Genomic DNA, 18,298 nt, shown 5'->3' on the forward strand with positions numbered 1-18,298 from the left:
GGGCATGCGTCATCGAAACGGCCTGTTGATCGCACTGCTGCTCGCGCTGGCCGGGGCGACCGTTCGGATCGCTCCGGCCCAGGAGCGCGCGTCCGCCACGCTGTACGGCGTGGTGAGCGACGCCGCGACGGGCGAGCCGCTCGAAGCGGCAAGTGTGTACTTCGGGCACACCCTGCTGGGGGCCGCGACGGACCGCGAAGGGCGTTACGTCATCGAGGGCGTGGAGCCCGGGACCCACACGCTGATCGTGTCGCGCATCGGGTATGCCGGCAGCCGGCAGGAGGTCGTCGTCGACGCCGGCAGCGACCTGCGTATCGATCACCGGCTGGAGGCGGAGGTGTATGACCTGGGCGAGGTGGCCGTCACGGCCGAACGGCCCCGGGGATGGGACAAGCAGTCGGAGCTGTTCACGAAGCTGTTTCTCGGTACGATGCCGTTCGAGGAGGAGGCCGTCCTGCGCAACCCGTATGCGCTCGACTTCCGCGAGGATCGCCGGCGGCTCAGCGCGTCGGCGGACAACGTGCTGGTGGTGGATAACGCGGCGATCGGCTACCGCGTCTTCTTCCAGCTGATGGGCTTCGAGTGGAACAAGCGAGAGCGGATCCTGACGTTCAGCGGGGCCGGCTATTTCATCCAGGATGACCGTGTCACCGCTACGCAGCACGACAATCGGGAGCGCATCTATTCCTGGCTGGCGCACGCGAGCCCGTCACACGAAGGGGAGTGGGCCGCCCGCGTCATCCGGGCGCGCTGCGCCTGCGCGCCGGCGTATTTCGGGACCAGCGATCTGGGGGTGTGCCAGTGTACGTACCAGGGGCTCACCCGGCCGGCGTATCCGGAGCGTTTTGATCGGTGACACGATGGGCCGATCCGTCGGGCGGGAGGTCAACGGATTGGCGATGCCCCTTATCGGGAGAAGGCCGCCTTCAGATCGCTCCACGACACCGCCCCGCCGAGTTCGCGATCGGTCCACTCGCTGAGGCTCCAGAGACCGTCGTCCGTCTGGGTGATGATCCAGATGAGCCGGCCCTGCGCCGCCGTCGGCACCTCGGGGCGGTTGTGGTTGATGGTCAGCGAATACGTGGCGTCGTACTGGAACCGGTCGTCGGAGATTACGGAGACGTTCGGGTCGGTGAGGACGAGCCGGTGCCCGGTCGACAGCTGGGCCGCGGCGGCGGCGGTGCTGAAATAGCGCTCTTCCTCGCTCTTGGACCAGGATACCCAGGTGGACGGGTCTTGCCCCAGCGCGGCCGGCGTGGGCGTGAACTTCAGGTCGGCCGCCAGCGAGCGCCCGTAGTTGGGCGCGTTCATCTCCTCGATGGCCGATTGGATGTTTTCGATGACCTGCTCGGGGGTGTCCGGCTGGAGGAACGTGCCGCCTTCCTGCGCCGGCGGCTCCGGCTCGCGGGCCGAGAACAGATCGCACGAGCCGAGCAGGAGCAGCAGCGCCAGCCAGCAGGCGGGGCGAACGGGGGGCCATCCCGGGAAGCGGATTCCGCGTCGCGCGCTCACGCAACCTCCGCAAACGGCGCCAGCACGGCGTCCTCGTCGTGCACGTCGTCGAACCAGGCGTTGATGCGGCGGACGACTTCGTCGAGCAGTGCGTCCGGGCACGAGGCGCCGGCGGTGAGCAGGATATCGAGCGGCCGCTTCGCCGGCAGCCAGCTCGTGCTGTCCGTCGCCGCATGCCGGTGCAGGTCGAAATGGGTGATCCGGTCCGGATCATGCAGATCTTCCGCACCCCGGATGAAGTAGGTCGGCATTACCTCCTCGCACAACTCGACGAGGTGGCTGGTGTTGGACGAATTGAACCCCCCGACGATGAGCGCCAGATCGGCTCCGTCGTCGATGAGGGCGCGGGTGGCGGACTGGTTTTCGTTGGTGGCGTAACACAGCGTGTCGTTCGTGTCGGCGAAATGGTCGCCGAGGTGCGCCGCTCCGTACCGCGCCACCATGGCGTCGCGGAGCAGGGCCGCGATGGCCTGCGTCTCGGTGGCCAGCATCGTCGTCTGGTTCACCACGCCGATGCGGACGAGGTCGCGTTCGGGGTCGAACCCCTCGGAAAACCGGCCGGCGAAGCGCTCGGCAAAGAAATCCGCCCCTTCTTCTCCCCGGATCACCCGGGCCAGATCCTCCGCCTCGGCGAGATTCAGGATCACGACGACCGGCGCCGACTGCCGGGCGTGGGAAAACGTCGCCTGCGTTTCCTCGTGGTAGCGTTTGCCATGAACGACGACCGTGAAGTCCTGCTCGCCGATCTGCTGGCTTTTTTTCCAGACCTTCTCGACGAAGGGGCAGGTCGTGTCGTAGGTCTGCGTATCGATGCCGCGCCGGCGGAGGTCGGCGTCGATCTCCACCGAGGTGCCGAACGCCGGAATGAGCACCACATCGTCCGGCGTGAGGTCGTCGAACGGGACGAGCTGCTCGCCGGTCGTGGTGCGGAGAAAGCGGATGCCTCGTGCCTGCAGGTCTTCGTTGACGCGGGGGTTGTGGATCATCTCGGAGAGCAGGAAGATCCGTTTGTCCGGGTTTTCGTCGATCGCGCGATAGGCGATTTCGATCGCCTGCTCGACGCCGTAGCAGAAGCCGAAATGCCGGGCAATCTTGTAGCGCACCGGCCCGAAGTCGAGCACGGACGGGCTCAGGTCCTTCTTGCGCGGATCGGTCAGCCGCCGCGCCGCCTTCACGCGGGAGATCAGCGGACTGCGGTAGAACAGGGGGACGTCGAATTGTCGGGCCATGGCGCTACGGATGGTAGGGATGGGGCGTGTAACGCCGGCCTTTGGCGGGGGTTCGGGGAAGCGCCCTTTGGGCGCGGTCACTGGGCATGGACGGCCGTAGGCCGTGTCGTGAGCGCCCTTTGGGCGCGGTCATTGGGCATAAACGCCCTTCGGGCGCGGTCACTGGTCATGAGCGCCCTTTGGGCGCTGTCATTGGACATGAGCGCCCTTCGGGCGCGGTCACTGGTCATTGATGCGAATCAGCCGTTGAAACGTTCAGCAAAAAGAAATGTCATCTCGACCGAAACCCCCGCGTACGCGGGGGGAAGCGGAGAGACCTCCTTATGCCGAGCACTGCGCCTTTGAGGATGCGGCCGCGTCGTGATCTCCAAATGACATTCAAAAGCCCATGTTAAGGAGGTCTCTCCGCTCCAATGCCGGCAAGCCGGCGTCTTCGGTCGAGATGACATTATTTTGGGACATTTTGCCCTAATTCAACTACTTATTGGCATCATTGGTCATCGGGCACTGGTCATGGGGAACCTGCCTGGAGCGACGCGTTCGTCCAGTGTCCAGTGTCCAGTGTCCAGTGTCCAGTGTCCAGTGTCCAGTGTCCAGTGTCCAGTGTCCCGGCTTTCACCAGGTCCGAAGGTCGGCTTGGGGCAGGGTGAGGGAGAAGGTGGATCCCTGGCCGGGTGTGGAGGCGACGTCGATGGTGCCATCCATCAGCATGACATATTCGAGGGCCACGGCGAGGCCGATGCCGGCGCCCTGTTGCACGGCCTCCGTCATCCGCTCCTCGCGGCTGTAGCGTTCGAACAGCCGGGGCAGAAACTCGGGCGAGATGCCGCGGCCGGTGTCGCTCACGTGGATGGATACCCGGTCTCCCGAAAGGCTCAGGCGGAGCAGAATGACGCCTTCCTCGGTGTATTTGATGGCGTTGAGGACGAGGTTGACGAGGATTTGCCTCAGGCGGAGCACGTCGGCGCTGGCGTAGAGCATGCCGGCTTCGTCGTCGACGCGCAACGTCAGCCCTTTTCGCTCCGCGACGGGGTGGAGCTGGTGCACCACATCGTCGCACAGCGGGTTGAGCGCGACAGGGCCGATGCGCAAATCCTGCTTGCCGGATACGATGCGCGAGAAATCGACGAGGTCGTTCACCAGATCGAGCGACTGCTCGACGCTGCCGAGGATGGTGCGGAAAAACTCCTCCTGATGCGGTTCGAGCCGGCCCCGCAGTTCGTCGTGCAACAGCTGTGTGTACCCGAGGATGGCAGCCAGCGGGGCGCGAAGCTCGTGGCTCAGACTGCCGGCGAAGACCAGCTGCGCATCGGCGGCGTCGGAGTCTTTGGGGGAAGCGGACGCGGGTGAGGCCAAGGGCGTAGGGGATTGGTGCGGCTGGGACAGGGAGTATCGACCGGCCGGCGCGATGGGTTAAAATGGCCATGATTTTCAAACACCCTTTCGCTTCCCCTTCCGTATCTTCGTGCCCGACCCTCGCCTACAACGTCGATTGCCACACTAAACCGTTCCCATGTCCAGATCTTTACGTGTCGGCCTCCTCACCGGCGGCGGCGATTGCCCCGGTTTGAACGCCGTCATCCGCGCGGTGAGCAAAAGCCTCATCATTCAGCACAACGCCGAGGTGATCGGATTCGAGGACGGGTTTCTCGGGCTGATCGAGGAGCGGGTCCGGCCGCTCGACTACCACGACGTCAGCGGCATCCTCACGCAGGGCGGCACGATCCTCGGGACGAGCAACCGCGCGAACCCGTTTCGCTTTTACAAGCGCGGCGACGCCGACGTCTCGAGTCAGGTGGTCAAGTTCGTTCGCACCCTCGGCCTCGACGCCATCGTCACCATCGGGGGCGACGGGACGATGTCCATCGCGCACGGTCTGCACCAACTGGGCGTGAACATCGTCGGGGTGCCGAAGACGATCGACAACGACCTGTACGCGACGGATCGGACATTCGGGTTCGACTCGGCCGTGGCGATCGCGACCGAGGCCATCGACCGGCTGCATACGACCGCGCAGAGCCATCACCGGGTGATGATCATCGAGACCATGGGTCGCTACGCCGGCTGGATCGCGCTGTACGCCGGCGTCGCCGGCGGGGCGGACGTCATCCTCATCCCGGAATTCGAATACGAGATCGACGAGATCGTCCGCGTATGCAAGGAGCGCGAGAGCGGCGGACAGCGCTTCACCATCGTCTGCATCGCGGAAGGCAGCAAGCCGAAGGGCGGCTCGATGGTCGTCCAGAACATCGTCGAATCCAGCCCGGACCCGATCCGCCTCGGCGGCATCTGCAAGGTGCTTGAGCACCAGCTCACGGCGCATCTGCGCAGCGAGGTGCGCACCACCATCCTCGGCCATACGCAGCGCGGCGGTCCGCCGACGCCCTACGATCGCAACCTCGCCACCGCCTTCGGCGCCTATGCCGCCGCCATGGTGGCGGATGGGCGCCACGGTCATATGGTGGCGCTGAAGGACAACAACCTGACCAGCGCGCCCCTCGAAGAGGTGGCGAACCGGGTCCGTACGGTTCCGGCCGATGCGGCCATGATTCTCGCCGGCATGGCCGTGGGCACCTCGTTCGGCGTAAGCGACTTCGAACACCGCTTCCACGGCAACCAGGACGCGCGACACGTCACCTGACCCCTCAACCACGATGCATGTATTTCTGACCGGTGGCACCGGATTCGTCGGTACCTACATCCTCCAGGAACTCCTGGCCCGGGGCCATTCCGTGCGGATGCTCGTGCGCCGCTCCGAAGACCGGATGCCGGGGCAAGGCAAGATCGAAACCGTAAAAGGGGACGTCACGAACCGCAAATCGCTCAACGGGCTCATGCGCGGGTGCGATGCCGTCGTGCATCTCGTGGGGATCATCCAGGAGAAGCCGGCGCAGGGCGTCACCTTCCAGGCCCTCCATGCCGACGCGACGCGTCACGTGGTGGATCAGGCGAGAGAGGACGGGATCGAGCGTTTCGTCCATATGAGCGCGAACGGCGCCCGGCCCGACGGGGTCTCGGGGTATCAGACGAGCAAGTGGGAGGCGGAAGAGTACGTCCGCCAGGCCGGCTTCGACCGGTGGACGATCTTTCGGCCTTCGGTGGTCTTCGGAGACCCCGGCGAAGACAATCCGGAGTTTGCCTCGCAGCTGGCCCGCACGCTGGTGGGGCCGTTTCCGATCCTGCCCGTGTTCGGCGACGGCAACTACGAGATGCAGCCAATCTCGGTACAGGAGGTCGCCTCGGCCTTCGTCCAGGCCCTCACGAACGACGCCGCGCGGCAGAAGACGTACTGCGTCGCCGGCAATGACCGGATACCCTATCGGAAAGTGCTCGATCTCATCGCCGGCGGCATGGGCATCGCCCCGAAGCCGCAGATCAAGCAGCCGGTCTGGCTCGTCCGACCGGTCGTGCAAACCGTGGGCAAGCTCGGCCTGCTCCCGATCACGCCCGACCAGTTCGAGATGCTCCTCGAAGGCAACACCTGCGACGCATCGGACTTCTACCGCGATTTCGACCTGACACCCATCCGGTTTACGGCGGAGAATCTGGGGTATCTGGGGTGAAGGTCATGGCGCCCTTTGGGCGCGGTCACTGGGCATGAACGGCCGGAGGCCGTGTCATGAGCGCCCTTTGGGCGCGGTCATTGGACATTGCGCCCTTTGGGCGCGGTCATTGGACATTGCGCCCTTTGGGCGCGGTCATTGGACATTGCGCCCTTTGGGCGCGGTCATTGGACATTGCGCCCTTTGGGCGCGGTCATTGGACATTGCGCCCTTTGGGCGCGGTCACTGGACATGAGCGCCCTTTGGGCGCGGTCATTGGTCATGAGCGCCCTTTGGGCGCGGTCATTGGACATTGGTCATCGGGCACTGGTCATGGGGAACCTGACTGGAGCGACGCGTTCGTCCAGTGTCCAGTGTCCAGTGTCCAGTGTCCAGTGTCCAGTGTCCAGTGTCCAGTGTCCAGTGTCCAGTGTCCGGGAACTTCCCACCCCCTTGGTCGATCCATCTCCCCTTGCAGGAAATTCAGCATCGATTGACGTGTAGTTTTTAATGGATTCAATACGGCACCCATCGCCAGACCCGAGCCCGGAGAAGAAATACATCGCCATCGCCGGCAATATTGGCGCCGGCAAGAGTTCGCTCACGGCGATCATCAGCGAGTACTTCAAGTGGGATGCCTATTACGAGCGCGTGGACGACAATCCGTATCTGTCGGATTTTTACGAAAACATGCGCCGGTGGTCGTTCAACCTCCAGGTGTTTTTTCTTTCGAGCCGGTTCAACCAGCAACGCCGGATCGAATCGGGGCCGAATCCGGTGGCGCAGGACCGCTCGATCTATGAGGACGCGGAGATTTTCGCGCGCAACCTCTACGAGATGGATCTGATGTCGCGAAGAGACTACGAGAACTATACGGAGCTCTTCCATATCATGACGTCCTATCTGCGGCCGCCCGATTTGCTGGTATACCTTCGCGCCTCCGTGCCCACGCTCGTGCGCCACATCCAGTCGCGCGGCCGGAATTACGAGTCCAGCATCCGCATCGAATATCTGGAGCGCCTCAATGTGCTGTACGACGAATGGATCGATCGCTACGACTTCGGTCCCAAGCTCATCATCGACGCCGACTCGTACGATTTTGTCAACAATCCGGAAGATCGGCAGGATGTGGTCGGCCGCATCGAAAGCCGGCTTTTTGGTCTCTTTGCGGATTGATCCGGCCTGCGCGGCCCTCTTAGTCGCCGGCCTTCTCGTCGCCCTGCCCGCGCGCGCCCAGGTGGTGGATACCCTTGCCGCCCCGCCGCCCGACAGCGCGCTCGTCGTTGCCGATTCTCTCCCCGCGCCGGCGCCCCGCCGCGCGCTCGACCTCTCCACGCTGGTCGCTTTCGCCACCGATGCCGCCGGCGTCACCGTCAACGATTCGCTTCCGGCCCGCCTGCCCGACCGCGAACTGGCCGACGTGCTCGCACAGGCAGGGGGATCCTTTTTGTACGATTTCGGCGGTCCGGGCTGGCCCGATGGATGGAGTCCGCTCGGGCTCGATCCGAGGCAGGCCGGTCTTCAGTTTCAGGGGATCTCGTATGCGGACCCCGTCACCGGCCGGCCCCTGTACGAGATGCTCCCGCTGCCCTGGCTGGATCCCGTACGTCTGCAACCGGGTCGACTCGGGCAGGCGATGTCCGTTGGCGCGCGGCTTCGCGCCTACGACGCGGCGCGCCCGATCAGCGAACTCCGGTACGGGTCGAGCAAGGACGGGCTGCAGAGCGCCTTCGTCGTCCACGCCCAGCGCCGGCGGGTGCGGTTTTTCAGGGAGCCCGGACTCTTCAGCTACGCGCTGGGTTACGGCGGGCACGGGGCGAACGGCGAATATCCCGGCAGCAAACTCAGCGCCGGCCGGCAGCTCCTGGCGCGGCTGCGGCTGCAGCAATCCTTCGGCTCCCTCGAGATCGTCAACCTCCAGAATCGCCAGCGGCTTGGCGCCCACGGCGGGGTGATCCCGTTCGGGACGAACTACAACTCGATCTACAACCGCATCAGCGCGCAGGTCGCGAACGCCACGGCGAAGCGCACGGTGATCCGTAACGACCTCGCGGCCACCCTGCGCACCCGGCTGCTGCCGGGCTTTCGGCAACCCTTCGAGGCGACGGGCTACTGGACGGCGCAGACGTTTCGCTACGCGCTCGGCAGCGATACCCTCGCCGCGGCGACGCGCCGGCTGGGCTATCGGCTGCGTCAGCCGCTGATCGATGCCGGCCCGTTTTCGCTGGAGGCCCGGGCGGAAGGGTGGCGCGAGCGCGTCGCCGAGAGCACGGCCTTGCCGGACTCGCTCGGCCTCAGCCGCCGCGCCTTCCACGCCGGCGGTCGCGTGCAGTACCGCACGGGCGGGTTCGATCTGGAGGGCGAGGCCGATCTCCATGCCGGCGCGACCGGCGCCGCCTATCCGGGCGGGATGGCGCGTCTGGGATGGCGCCCGGGTGACGCGCTGATGCTGTTCGCCGAAGCGAGCCGGTCCGGGCAGTCGCTAGCCTGGATCGATGAATACGGCTGGTCGGGCCTCGTCGCCCCGCTCGCCGCCGATCCGGAGAGCCGCACGAGCGCCGGGCGCGCCGGCGTGCGGGTGCGGCTCGGGCCCTTCGATCTGGAAGTGGCTCCATTTGCGCACCAGACGAAAAACGCCTTCGATCTCTTTACGGTCGGCGAGAGCGACACCCTCGCGGTTCGCGTCCTCGGCGAGCCGGTCCGCTGGGTGGGCGCCAGCCTGGATGCTGGATTCCGGCGCGACGCCGCGCGCGGTTTTTATCTGACCGCGCAGCCGACCGTCTATCGCTATGCCGGCGATGCAGCCTCGTCGGACGCGCGCCGGGTCCAGGCGAGTCTGCCCGAGTTGTTCGTTCGCGGCCGATCGGGCCTGCGGTACCTCCTCTTCAAGGGCGATCTGGATATGGATCTGTACGTCCAGGGCCGGTTCTGGTCTCCGTTCGGCAGCCGCACGCTGCACCCCGAGACCGGGCTGCTGGCGCTGCCGGCCGTGGCAGGCCGCGACGTACTGAGTTCGTTTACGGCCGACATCGTGCTGGAGGCCGGCGTCCGCACCGCCAAGCTCTATGTGGCGTACGACAACGTCTTCAGCGGCACCAACGTCGTCATCGGCAACCTGCTCGTGCCCGATTACCCGCTCCCGACGCAGCGTTTTCGCTTTGGCGTCTTCTGGCCGATTTTCGATTGAGGGGCCTGCCGGCGGCGGCCGAAACGAACCGCCTTCGCAACCGAACCGGGGCGTGCGCCGTGAAACGAACCGTTCACCTCACCACGTTCGACGCTCATGCCGCCATCGATCGATCCGTCTTCGCTCAGCCCGTATGAACAGGAGGCCCTGCGCGGCATCGCGGTGTGGAAACGCCCCGATCAGGCGTGGTGGGAGCGGGCGGCCGCGGCGGTCCAGCGCTCGCTCGACGACGTGGGCGACCAGCTCCGCCGCATTCCGGGGGTCGATTGGACGATCGACAACGTGGTCGCCGGCCTCCTGAAGGTCCTCAACGAAATCACGCAGGACCTGGTCTGGCGCGACGCCATCTACCGGGATTTTCAGCGGCTCGGCCATGATGACGTGCGCGATATCGATGCCGTCGCGCGGCTCGATCTCCGGACGATCGACGAGGCGCTGGACGGGCTCAGCGCCAAGTATCTCGGGCTGGCGGCCGTGGAGGGGACGGCGACGGGTCTGGCCGGCGCCGCGGGCATCCTGCCCGATGTGGTGGCGCTCGTCGCCCTGAACCTGCGCGCGGCCGGCGAATACGCCACGTATTACGGTTTCGACATCTCGACGCCCGAGGAGCGGCTTTATGCCCTGAGCATCCTCGACGCGGCGGCCCTGCCGGCGACGGAGCGGCATCAGGCCGAGGCGCGCCTGAACGAGGCCCACGAAAACGTGGCGCGCACGAAAACCACGCGCACCATCAACTCGGTGGTGGTCGGGGGCACGCTCGGCGCCGCGGCCCGGTCGATCGCGTTGCGGCTCACCCGCAGCAAGCTCCTCCAGTTCATGCCGGTCGCCGGCGCGCTGCTGGCCGGCGGGTTCAACTCGCTCTATACCCGCACCGTCTGCGACGCGGCGTTTCATCTTTATCGCGAACGGTTCCTGAATCGGAAATACGAACGGCGCGTCGAAGGGGAATGGGGGGAGTCACGGTAGCCCATACCACGTGGACCGCCCGCCGCCGTGGCGGACAAGCTGGCCGTTGTCGAGCAGGGTGCGAAAGGTGGCCTTGATGGTATTCGGACTCGCGCCGGCCTCCCGGGCGATGTCGCGGTTGGTGACGCGGCCGTGCTGGCGGGCGTAATCGAGGATGAGGAGCGCCAGTTCCGGTAGCTCCATCATGGCGCGTTGTTCGCGCTCGACTTTCGCGGCCAGCCGGCGCTTCTGCTGTTGCAGGGCGCGCGCAAAGTAGAGCAGCCAGGGCTGCCAGTTCGGCGCCTCCGACCGGATCGTGCTCTGGGTTTGCCGCAGGGCCAGGTAGTAGCCTTCCTTGCTGTGCTCGATCACGCTTTCGAGCGACGAGTAGGGCACGTAGGCATAGCCGGCCTGCAGGAGAAGGAGGATGGTCAGGATGCGGCTCAAGCGCCCATTGCCGTCCTGGAACGGGTGGATTTCGAGAAACACCACGACAAACACCCCGATGACGAGCAACGGGTGGAGGCGGCCCAGCGCGCGCGCCTCGTCCAGCCACTGCACCAGCTCGGCCATGCGGTGCGGTGTATCGAACGGGGTAGCGGTTTCGAAGACGATGCCCACCATCGTCCCGTCGGCGTCGAAGGCGCCGACGTCGTTGCGGACGGCCTTGTAGGCGCCCCGGTGCCGTTCGTCCTTCGTGCTGTAGCGCAGCAGGTCGCGGTGCAATTGTTTGATGTGGTTCTCCGTGACGGGGATGTCCACCCACGCCCGAAAGACCGTTTCCATGACCTCGGCATAGCCGGCGACTTCCTGTTCGTCGCGGCTCTCGAAACGCCGGATGTCTAGCCGTCTCAAGAGCTGCTCCACCTCCCGGTCGCTAAGCGTGCTACCCTCGATGCGCGTGGAGGACCCGATGCTTTCGATGGTGGCGACGCGGCGAAGCGCCTGCAGCCGGTCCGGCGCGAGCACGCCCAGGGCGCGCCACGCCCCCTTGAACTCGTCGATTTCGGACAGGAGGGCGAGGAGTTCGTGGGTGATATGCAGGGTGCCGGTGTTGAGCATACCGGAAAATATACCGGATTATACCCGATTGCAAGGCGGAGGGACTACCCCACAGGGCACTCGCATGCTCTTCAAACGTGAGCATCTCCCGGTATGGGAGTATGGGGGTATGGGAGGTTTTTGTGGTAAAAAATGCCCCCATGCACCCAAACTCCCATACTCCTCTCACGGCCACGGCGAGCATGCGATGGCCCTGGACCACCCCCATCCATCACCCCAAAAATATTTCGTCTGAAACTTGTACATATCATACACATATGTTATTATATGTATAAGCTCACGACACAACGCGCACCGTACCCAAGCAGATCTGCACCTCGAATCGCAAACCCCAAACGACGCAACTGACATGATGGACTTCACGCTTTACTCCCGGCCGCGTCTCGGCCTCAGCGATGCCCAGTGGGACCTCGTCAAAGACCTTTTTGACTGCCGGCGCAAACGCAAGCACGATCTCCGCGGCATCGTGGACGGCATCCTCTACGTGCTGCAATCCGAAGAAAACTGGCGGATGCTCCCCGCCTCGTTCGCGCCCTGGCAGACCGTGTATTACTACTACGACAAATGGCGCAAGAGCGGCCTCTGGTTCCAGCTCGTGCAGCGGCTCCCTGAGGAGTTGCGCGCTGCGCTGATCGAGGATGCGCGGCCCTCGCTTTCGCTGGTCGATCTCTCCATGCCCTCGCTCGCCGGCTTCGGCGGCACCCCGGGCTACGCGCCCTCGTGGATGCAGCCGCCCGCTCAGGCCTACAGCCGGCACTACAGCTGGTCGACCGAGCAGCCGGCCCACGTCGCCGAAAGCCAGGCCGCCTGACCGACTTGACGGGACGCGCCAGAGTCCTGGAAAAGACGCACGGATCCTGAGGGATCCGTGCGTCTTTTTGGTTTTACGTTTACCGTTTACCGTTCAGAAACTGTTGAGAAATAAAAAAGAGTTGTCTTCCTGAGCCCCCGGCGCTTGCGACGGGGTTGTCGAAGGACCTCCCGAATCACTCGCGCATGGCTCCAATGAGCGTCTCACGGTGGTTCGAGAGGTCCTTCATCACGCCCACCGCAAGCGGAGGGCGGTTCAGGATGACGTACCGAGAAGGATTTTTGAAAATCCCAACCGTTTCTCAAGGTTCAATGCTGTCTCCCCGTCGCTTCCCCTACCCCTAAGCAATCCTTGATCGTTACTCTGTAATCTTCAATCTTTAGTCCCCATCGTGCTCTCCCGCTTCCGGATCACGCAGAGGTAGAAGCCTTCAGTGCGCTCGGTCGGCACGACGCGCCGGCCGGCGGCGACGGCCGGGTCGAAGGTGCGTTTCCCCCAGGCCGGCAGGGGTTCGGTCATTTCCGGGGTCTCGAAGGGAAGCGCCTCGGTGGTGAGGGCGTCGCCGAAACGGCGCAGCATGCGGTCGACGACCGCCTCGTTTTCCTCCGGGGCAAGGGAGCAGGTGGAATAGACCAGGATGCCGCCGGGGCGGAGGCACTGGATGGCGGAGAAGAGGAGTTGCCGCTGCTTGCGTTCCATCTCGGCGATCTTGCGTTCGCTCCAGTAGGCGAACGATTCCGGGTCGTCCACATGAAACCGGCCCTCGCTGGAGCACGGGGCGTCGAGGAGGACGCGGTCGAAATACTCCGGGCGGTACTTCCAGACGCGGGTGCCGTCCTGCAGGAAGGTGCGCACCCATTCGGCGCCGTGCTCGCTCAGATTTCGTTTCAGGCGCATGAAGCGATGCTTGACGGCCTCAACGGCGGCGAGTTCGCCGTCCCGCATCATGCCGGCGATCTGCAGCGTCTTGCTGCCCGGGGCGGCGGCAAGGTCGAGTACGCGTTCGCCCGGCCGCGGCGCCAGCGCAATCGGCGGGAGCATGCTGGAGAGGTTTTGCACGTAAATCCACCGGTCGGCATAGGCCGGCAGCGCCATGAGGGCTTCGCGCCACGCCGGCTCGATCCAGCCGGCGCCATCCAGCCAGTCGACCCGGTGAAACGGGATCTGCGCCGCGTCCAGCGCCTGGTCGACGCGGGCCGCATCGGCCCGGAGCGGGTTCACCCGGAAGGAGGTCGCCCGTGGGGCCGTCATGCCGTGCAGCGCCGCCTCGAAGCGGTCTTCGGGCAGGATGCGACGGAGTCGTTCGAGGAACGTGGAAGGAAGCGCCATCAGGGTATGTTGCGGAACAGCGTCAGGTGCCGGCGCGGCCGTGCCAATCCGGGGCCGGCTGGCGGGCGCGCTTAAAGAGCCGTCGAAAAGTACGGATCGGTCGTGCATTTTGTGGCCCCGGGTTCTATCTTTGTGGCGACGATCGCCTGTCTTGTGCATTTCACTTCAGCTTGCGCCTATGAGCACCCGTAGAGGCCAGAACACCATCAAATGCTCGTTCTGCAACCGAACCGCGAACGAAGTGGCCTCGATGGTGGCGGGTCCGGATGTCTACATCTGCGATCGATGCATCAACGATGCCGCCGGCATCGTCCGGAACGACCTGACCTCGTATCACCACGAGTCCACCCCGCCCGGACGCCGGAACGGCCCCCGCCACGTCCGCATGAGCCCGATGGAAATCAAGCGCTCGCTGGATGAATACGTCATTGGGCAGGAGCGGGCCAAAAAAGCGTTCTCCGTGGCGGTCTACAACCACTACAAGCGCATCGAGGCCGAGGACTACCTCCCCGAGTTCGCGGATGTGGAGCTGGAAAAATCCAACATCCTCATGATCGGGCCGACCGGCACGGGCAAGACGCTGCTCGCGCGGACGCTGGCGCGCATCCTGGACGTGCCGTTCTCGATCTCGGATGCGACCGCCCTCACGGAGGCCGGCTACGTCGGGGAGGACGTCGAAAGCATCCTCGCGCACCTGCTGCACGCGGCCGACTTCAACGTCGAACGGGCCGAGCGGGGGATCATCTATATCGACGAGATCGACAAGATCGCGCGCAAGAGCGATAACGCGTCGATCACGCGCGACGTCTCCGGCGAGGGGGTTCAGCAGGCGCTGCTCAAGATCCTCGAGGGCACCGTGGCCGGCGTGCCGCCCAAGGGCGGCCGGAAGCACCCGGAGCAGAGCCTCATCAACATCGACACGCGGAATATCCTGTTCATTTGCGGCGGCGCGTTCGAGGGGCTGGATACGATCATCGCGCGCCGGCTTTCGAGCAATTCCATCGGCTTCCTGACCGGCTCGCAGCACAAGATCGAGAAAGACGATCCCCAGCTCTTCCAGTATGTCGAACCCAACGACCTGCTGCGATTCGGCCTCATCCCCGAACTGATCGGGCGGCTGCCCGTCGTCGCCCCCCTCGAAAAGCTCTCCGACGAGGCGATGACGATGATCCTCACCAAGCCGAGGAACGCGCTGGTCAAGCAATACCAGAAGCTGCTGGCGATGGACAGTGTCGATCTCGTGTTCGACGACGGCGCCATCCAGGCCATCGTGCAGCGTGCCCGCGAACTGGGCACGGGCGCGCGCGGCTTGCGTTCGGTGATGGAGTCGATCATGCTCGACATCATGTTCAACATGCACTCGAAGATGCAGGCCGGCACCTGCCGTATCACCGCCTCCACCGTCCTCAACGGCGATCAGCCGATTTTCGAAGAGCGCAAGGCTAGCGCCTGAAGCGCGAGCCGCACAACGCAGCCAACCCCGTGCCCTACCTCAAGCTCTTCTGGCGCTACCTCAAGGCGGTCTATTCCATCCTTGAAGCACGCAACGGCTTGATGCTGGCCCAGGCCATCGGCTTCAAGGTGCTGATCACGATCATTCCGCTCGCGGTTTTCTCGACGGGCATCCTGGGCAGCGTGCTGCACAACGACCGGATCTCCGACACAGCGATCGGCGTGGTGAACCAGCTGTTGCCCCGGTACCTGGGCGAGGTCAACGCCTTCCTCGAACAGCTCCAGGCATCGAGCGGCACCTTCACCTGGGTGGGCGCGCTCGGGCTCCTCGTGTCGATCTGGATGATCATCAATTCGCTGGAGACGATCGTCAGCACGTTCATCATGGGCGACGAACGCGCACGCCGGCCCATCGTACACCGTCAGTTCTTCGTGTTTCGCATCATGTTGCAGGTAGGACTGACCTTCCTGCTCACCTTCGCGCTGACGGTGGGCATCCAGGGGATCAACCGCTCGGGCCTCGAATTCCTGCAGTTTGTCGGGATGGACAACCTGTGGGTGCAGGCGGGCTGGCGCCGCACGATCAACCTGCTCGGGGTCCTGATCCCGTTCGTGCTCACGCTGTCGATGTTCTTCCAGCTCTACTTCTTTATCCCCGATCCGCATCCTCCGTTTCGCAGCGCCATCGTGGGGACCCTGGTGGCGGCGACGTTCTGGGAACTGGCCAAATCGCTCTTTACGTTTTACGCCACGCACGTGGGGACCTTCGAGCGGTACCGGGGCGATGCCGGCGCGAGCGGGGTGGCCGTGCTGGGGGACGCGTTCGGGTTGTTGCTGGCCATCGTGGTCTGGGCGTACTACACGGGCGTCGTACTCATTATCGGCGCCATTACCGTGCGTTTGCACGAGAAACATGGATGGGGTCGGGCGCATATCCAATCTGGTGGCGGCGATACGGCTACGGCTTGACACCCCACCCTCGCTACCCGCTCGCCCTACCCTCCTACATGGTTTCCCTGCTTCGCCCCTGGTGTTGGTTGATTGTCGCGGCGGCGCTCATCGGCGGGGCCGGCGCGGAGGTGTATGGGCAGCCGCTCAACCTGATCAATGAAGACACGCAGGTCCGGCGTATCTCGTTCGTCTTTCAGGGGCGATCCCACCGGTTCGACGGCAAGGAGCTGCTCCCGAACATGGTGACGCAGGCCCCGGGGTTCTGGGACCGGTTCGACAAGATCAACCCCTTTCGGGAAGTCTCCACGTTTCCGTTCGATCCCATCGAACTGCAAAGGGATGTCGTGCGCCTCCGCAATTTCTACAACCGGAACGGTTTCCCGGGCGCCCGCATCGGCTATGCCGCCTCGCAACTGGACACCGCGGCGAACCGAATACACATCGTCCTGGGCATCCAGGAAGGCCAGCCCCTCATCATCCAGGATGTGAGTTTTCAGAACCCGGGGGGCGATTACATTTTTAACGAGTTCTCCGGCCCGATGCGCGACGACTGGTTCCGGTTTCGGGATCAGCTCTCCCTCCGTGCCGGCGACCGCTACACCGAAATCGAACGCCTCGACATCCAGGACCGCCTCCTCGAATGGATGCAGAATAAAGGGTTCGCCTTCGCCAACGTCGACGCCGAAGCGCTCGTCGACACCACCTACCTGGCGGTCGATCTCACCTACACGATCGACACCGGGCCCATCGGGTATGTCTCCGCGATCGATGTCGAGGGCGTCGCGTCCGTGGATACCCATGTCGTGATCCGCGAGCTGCCGTTCAAGGTGGGTGACCGCTACGACAGCAGCAAGCTGCGCGCCGGCCAGCAGCAGCTCTTCGGGCTCAACCTCTTTCGCGTCGCCCTGGCGGACCTCCCGGAGCAGCCGGCGGACAGCACCGTGGACGTGCGCATCCGCGTGCGGGAGGCGAAGCCCCGCTACATCACCGCCGAGACCGGGTACGCCCGGGAAAAGGGCATCGGCTTCAACGGCGAGTGGCTCAACCGGAATTTTATGGGTAGCGCGCGCAACCTCAGCGCCCGCCTGACGGCGGAGACCGGCGTGCTCGGGACGACGGGCGGATTTACCTCCGCCAACACCGTCGGCAAGCTCCCCGCCCGGCTCTTCCGGTTCTCGCTCTCCCTCCGGCAGCCGTACCTGTTTACCAACCGGACCTCCGGCATCGTGGCGCCCTTTCTCGAGTTCCGCAACGACCCGCAGCTGCCGGCGAGCGAGCGCTTTCTCGACATCAACCGCGGCGAATACGGCGTCAGCACCACGCTGATCTACGAACTCCTGCCGTACCGGCCCATCACGCTGCAACACACGCTGAGCCGGATCCTCCAGGAGTTTCAGTCGGATCGCGCCGTCTCGCTGTCCTCGCGCGACCTCTACAACCAGAGCACCGTCGGCGTCAACGCCACGCTGGGGCGGACCGACAACTACCTCGCCCCGTCGAGCGGCTATCTCGTGCGCCCATTTCTGGAAACGGCCGGCCGGGCGTTCGCCTCCGGCCTCCAGTACAATAAAGCCGGCATCGAACTGGTCGGGTATCTCCCCGCATCCGAGCGCCTCAACGTGAGCGGACGCCTGTTCCTGGCGAAGATGTGGGCGTTCGGGACGAGCCGGCGCGCGCTGAACGACCGTTTTTGCGCGCTGGAGAGCCAGATCGCACCGGACGATCCCCGCGACGTGCTGCGTTGCCGGACCTACGAGGCCCGTTTCGATCCGGTGTTCTTTTACGCCGGCGGCAGCAGCGACGTCCGCGGCTGGGATTACCAGCTCCTCGGCGAAAAAGTGGCGCGCGCCGACACCCTGAAACAGAACGGCGCCGTCGTCCTCGACGAAAACGGCGTTCCGGTGTTTTCCGGGTTTTATTATGAACGGCTCGGCGGGACGGCCAAGGTCGCCGCCAACCTGGAGGCCCGGACGCCGATCGGGAGCCGGACATCGGACTGGCAGGCCGCCCTCTTTCTGGATGCCGGCCAGGTGCCCAACGGGCCGTTCACGTTCAACAAATTTCAGTACGCCGCCGGCGCCGGCCTGCGCTACCGCACCATCGTCGGCGTCATCCGGCTCGATGTGGCGTACAAACTGAACCCCTCCCGCGCCGACCTCGTCCGCCCCGAGGGCGCGTTCCTGTTCGAGAACGGGCTAACGTCCGATCCGCCCCGCGAGCGGTTCATGCGGCGGTTCGGACTCCATATCAGCATCGGGCAGGCCTTTTAGGAGGAGCT

General features: G+C 64.8%; 15 protein-coding genes. 10 read left to right on the forward strand and 5 right to left on the reverse strand.

Annotated elements, in window-relative coordinates; translation table 11 throughout:
• Nucleotides 1-4: 4 nt before the first annotated feature.
• Nucleotides 5-856, forward strand: a complete 852-nt coding sequence (locus R2834_06215) for a carboxypeptidase-like regulatory domain-containing protein (protein MEZ4699905.1) — start codon at nt 5-7, stop codon at nt 854-856.
• 50 nt (nt 857-906) lie between these two features.
• Here R2834_06215 and R2834_06220 read toward each other — a convergent pair whose 3' ends face one another.
• The 3 genes from R2834_06220 to R2834_06230 form a co-directional block, all read right to left on the reverse strand.
• Nucleotides 907-1,512: a hypothetical protein gene (locus R2834_06220; GenBank protein ID MEZ4699906.1), complete on the reverse strand. Its 606-nt coding sequence runs from the start codon at nt 1,510-1,512 to the stop codon at nt 907-909.
• Nucleotides 1,509-2,741: a 4-hydroxy-3-methylbut-2-enyl diphosphate reductase gene (locus R2834_06225; protein MEZ4699907.1), complete on the reverse strand. Its 1,233-nt coding sequence runs from the start codon at nt 2,739-2,741 to the stop codon at nt 1,509-1,511. Before R2834_06225 ends, R2834_06220 begins: the two co-directional genes overlap by 4 nt.
• 615 nt (nt 2,742-3,356) lie before the next feature.
• On the reverse strand, nt 3,357-4,097 hold the full coding sequence (locus tag R2834_06230; GenBank protein MEZ4699908.1) for a HAMP domain-containing sensor histidine kinase: 741 nt from the start codon (nt 4,095-4,097) through the stop codon (nt 3,357-3,359).
• A 157-nt stretch (nt 4,098-4,254) separates the two neighbouring features.
• Between R2834_06230 and R2834_06235 the strand changes: the two genes are divergently transcribed.
• The 5 genes from R2834_06235 (at nt 4,255) to R2834_06255 (ending at nt 10,436) form a co-directional block, all read left to right on the forward strand.
• On the forward strand, nt 4,255-5,382 hold the full coding sequence (locus tag R2834_06235) for an ATP-dependent 6-phosphofructokinase (GenBank protein ID MEZ4699909.1): 1,128 nt from the start codon (nt 4,255-4,257) through the stop codon (nt 5,380-5,382).
• 13 nt (nt 5,383-5,395) lie between these two features.
• Entirely contained in the window at nt 5,396-6,304 is a 909-nt protein-coding gene (locus R2834_06240) for an NAD(P)H-binding protein (protein MEZ4699910.1), read from the forward strand.
• Nucleotides 6,305-6,793: 489 nt separating this feature from the next.
• A complete protein-coding gene (locus tag R2834_06245) occupies nt 6,794-7,459 on the forward strand; it encodes a deoxynucleoside kinase (protein MEZ4699911.1) in 666 nt (221 codons plus the stop codon).
• Entirely contained in the window at nt 7,449-9,470 is a 2,022-nt protein-coding gene (locus R2834_06250) for a putative porin (GenBank protein ID MEZ4699912.1), read from the forward strand. The genes R2834_06245 and R2834_06250 overlap by 11 nt, the downstream gene beginning before the upstream one ends.
• A gap of 96 nt (nt 9,471-9,566) precedes the next feature.
• The gene (locus R2834_06255) at nt 9,567-10,436 is read left to right on the forward strand and encodes an EcsC family protein (GenBank protein ID MEZ4699913.1); all 870 of its coding nucleotides are present in this window, start codon (nt 9,567-9,569) and stop codon (nt 10,434-10,436) included.
• On the opposite strand, the gene R2834_06260 is transcribed toward R2834_06255, so the two are convergent.
• Nucleotides 10,428-11,477: a Fic family protein gene (locus tag R2834_06260; GenBank protein MEZ4699914.1), complete on the reverse strand. Its 1,050-nt coding sequence runs from the start codon at nt 11,475-11,477 to the stop codon at nt 10,428-10,430. The genes R2834_06255 and R2834_06260 overlap by 9 nt on opposite strands.
• Before the next feature lie 349 nt (nt 11,478-11,826).
• Between R2834_06260 and R2834_06265 the strand changes: the two genes are divergently transcribed.
• Nucleotides 11,827-12,288 carry a transposase gene (locus R2834_06265; protein MEZ4699915.1) on the forward strand — a complete coding sequence of 154 codons (462 nt, stop codon included), beginning with the start codon at nt 11,827-11,829 and terminating at the stop codon, nt 12,286-12,288.
• 372 nt (nt 12,289-12,660) lie between these two features.
• On the opposite strand, the gene R2834_06270 is transcribed toward R2834_06265, so the two are convergent.
• Entirely contained in the window at nt 12,661-13,617 is a 957-nt protein-coding gene (locus R2834_06270) for an RsmB/NOP family class I SAM-dependent RNA methyltransferase (GenBank protein ID MEZ4699916.1), read from the reverse strand.
• Between the two features lie 178 nt (nt 13,618-13,795).
• Between R2834_06270 and clpX the strand changes: the two genes are divergently transcribed.
• From clpX to R2834_06285, 3 genes are read left to right on the forward strand one after another with little or no spacing between them, the layout of a single operon-like run.
• Nucleotides 13,796-15,070: an ATP-dependent Clp protease ATP-binding subunit ClpX gene (gene clpX / locus R2834_06275; GenBank protein ID MEZ4699917.1), complete on the forward strand. Its 1,275-nt coding sequence runs from the start codon at nt 13,796-13,798 to the stop codon at nt 15,068-15,070.
• A gap of 29 nt (nt 15,071-15,099) precedes the next feature.
• Nucleotides 15,100-16,038, forward strand: coding sequence for a YihY/virulence factor BrkB family protein (locus R2834_06280; protein ID MEZ4699918.1), 939 nt, complete (start codon nt 15,100-15,102; stop codon nt 16,036-16,038).
• 38 nt (nt 16,039-16,076) lie between these two features.
• Nucleotides 16,077-18,290 (forward strand): BamA/TamA family outer membrane protein, encoded by a 2,214-nt coding sequence (locus R2834_06285; GenBank protein ID MEZ4699919.1) that lies wholly within the window; start codon nt 16,077-16,079, stop codon nt 18,288-18,290.
• Nucleotides 18,291-18,298 lie beyond the last annotated feature (8 nt).

The organism is Rhodothermales bacterium, assembly GCA_041391505.1.
Taxonomy (GTDB): Bacteria; Bacteroidota; Rhodothermia; order Rhodothermales; family JAHQVL01; genus JAWKNW01.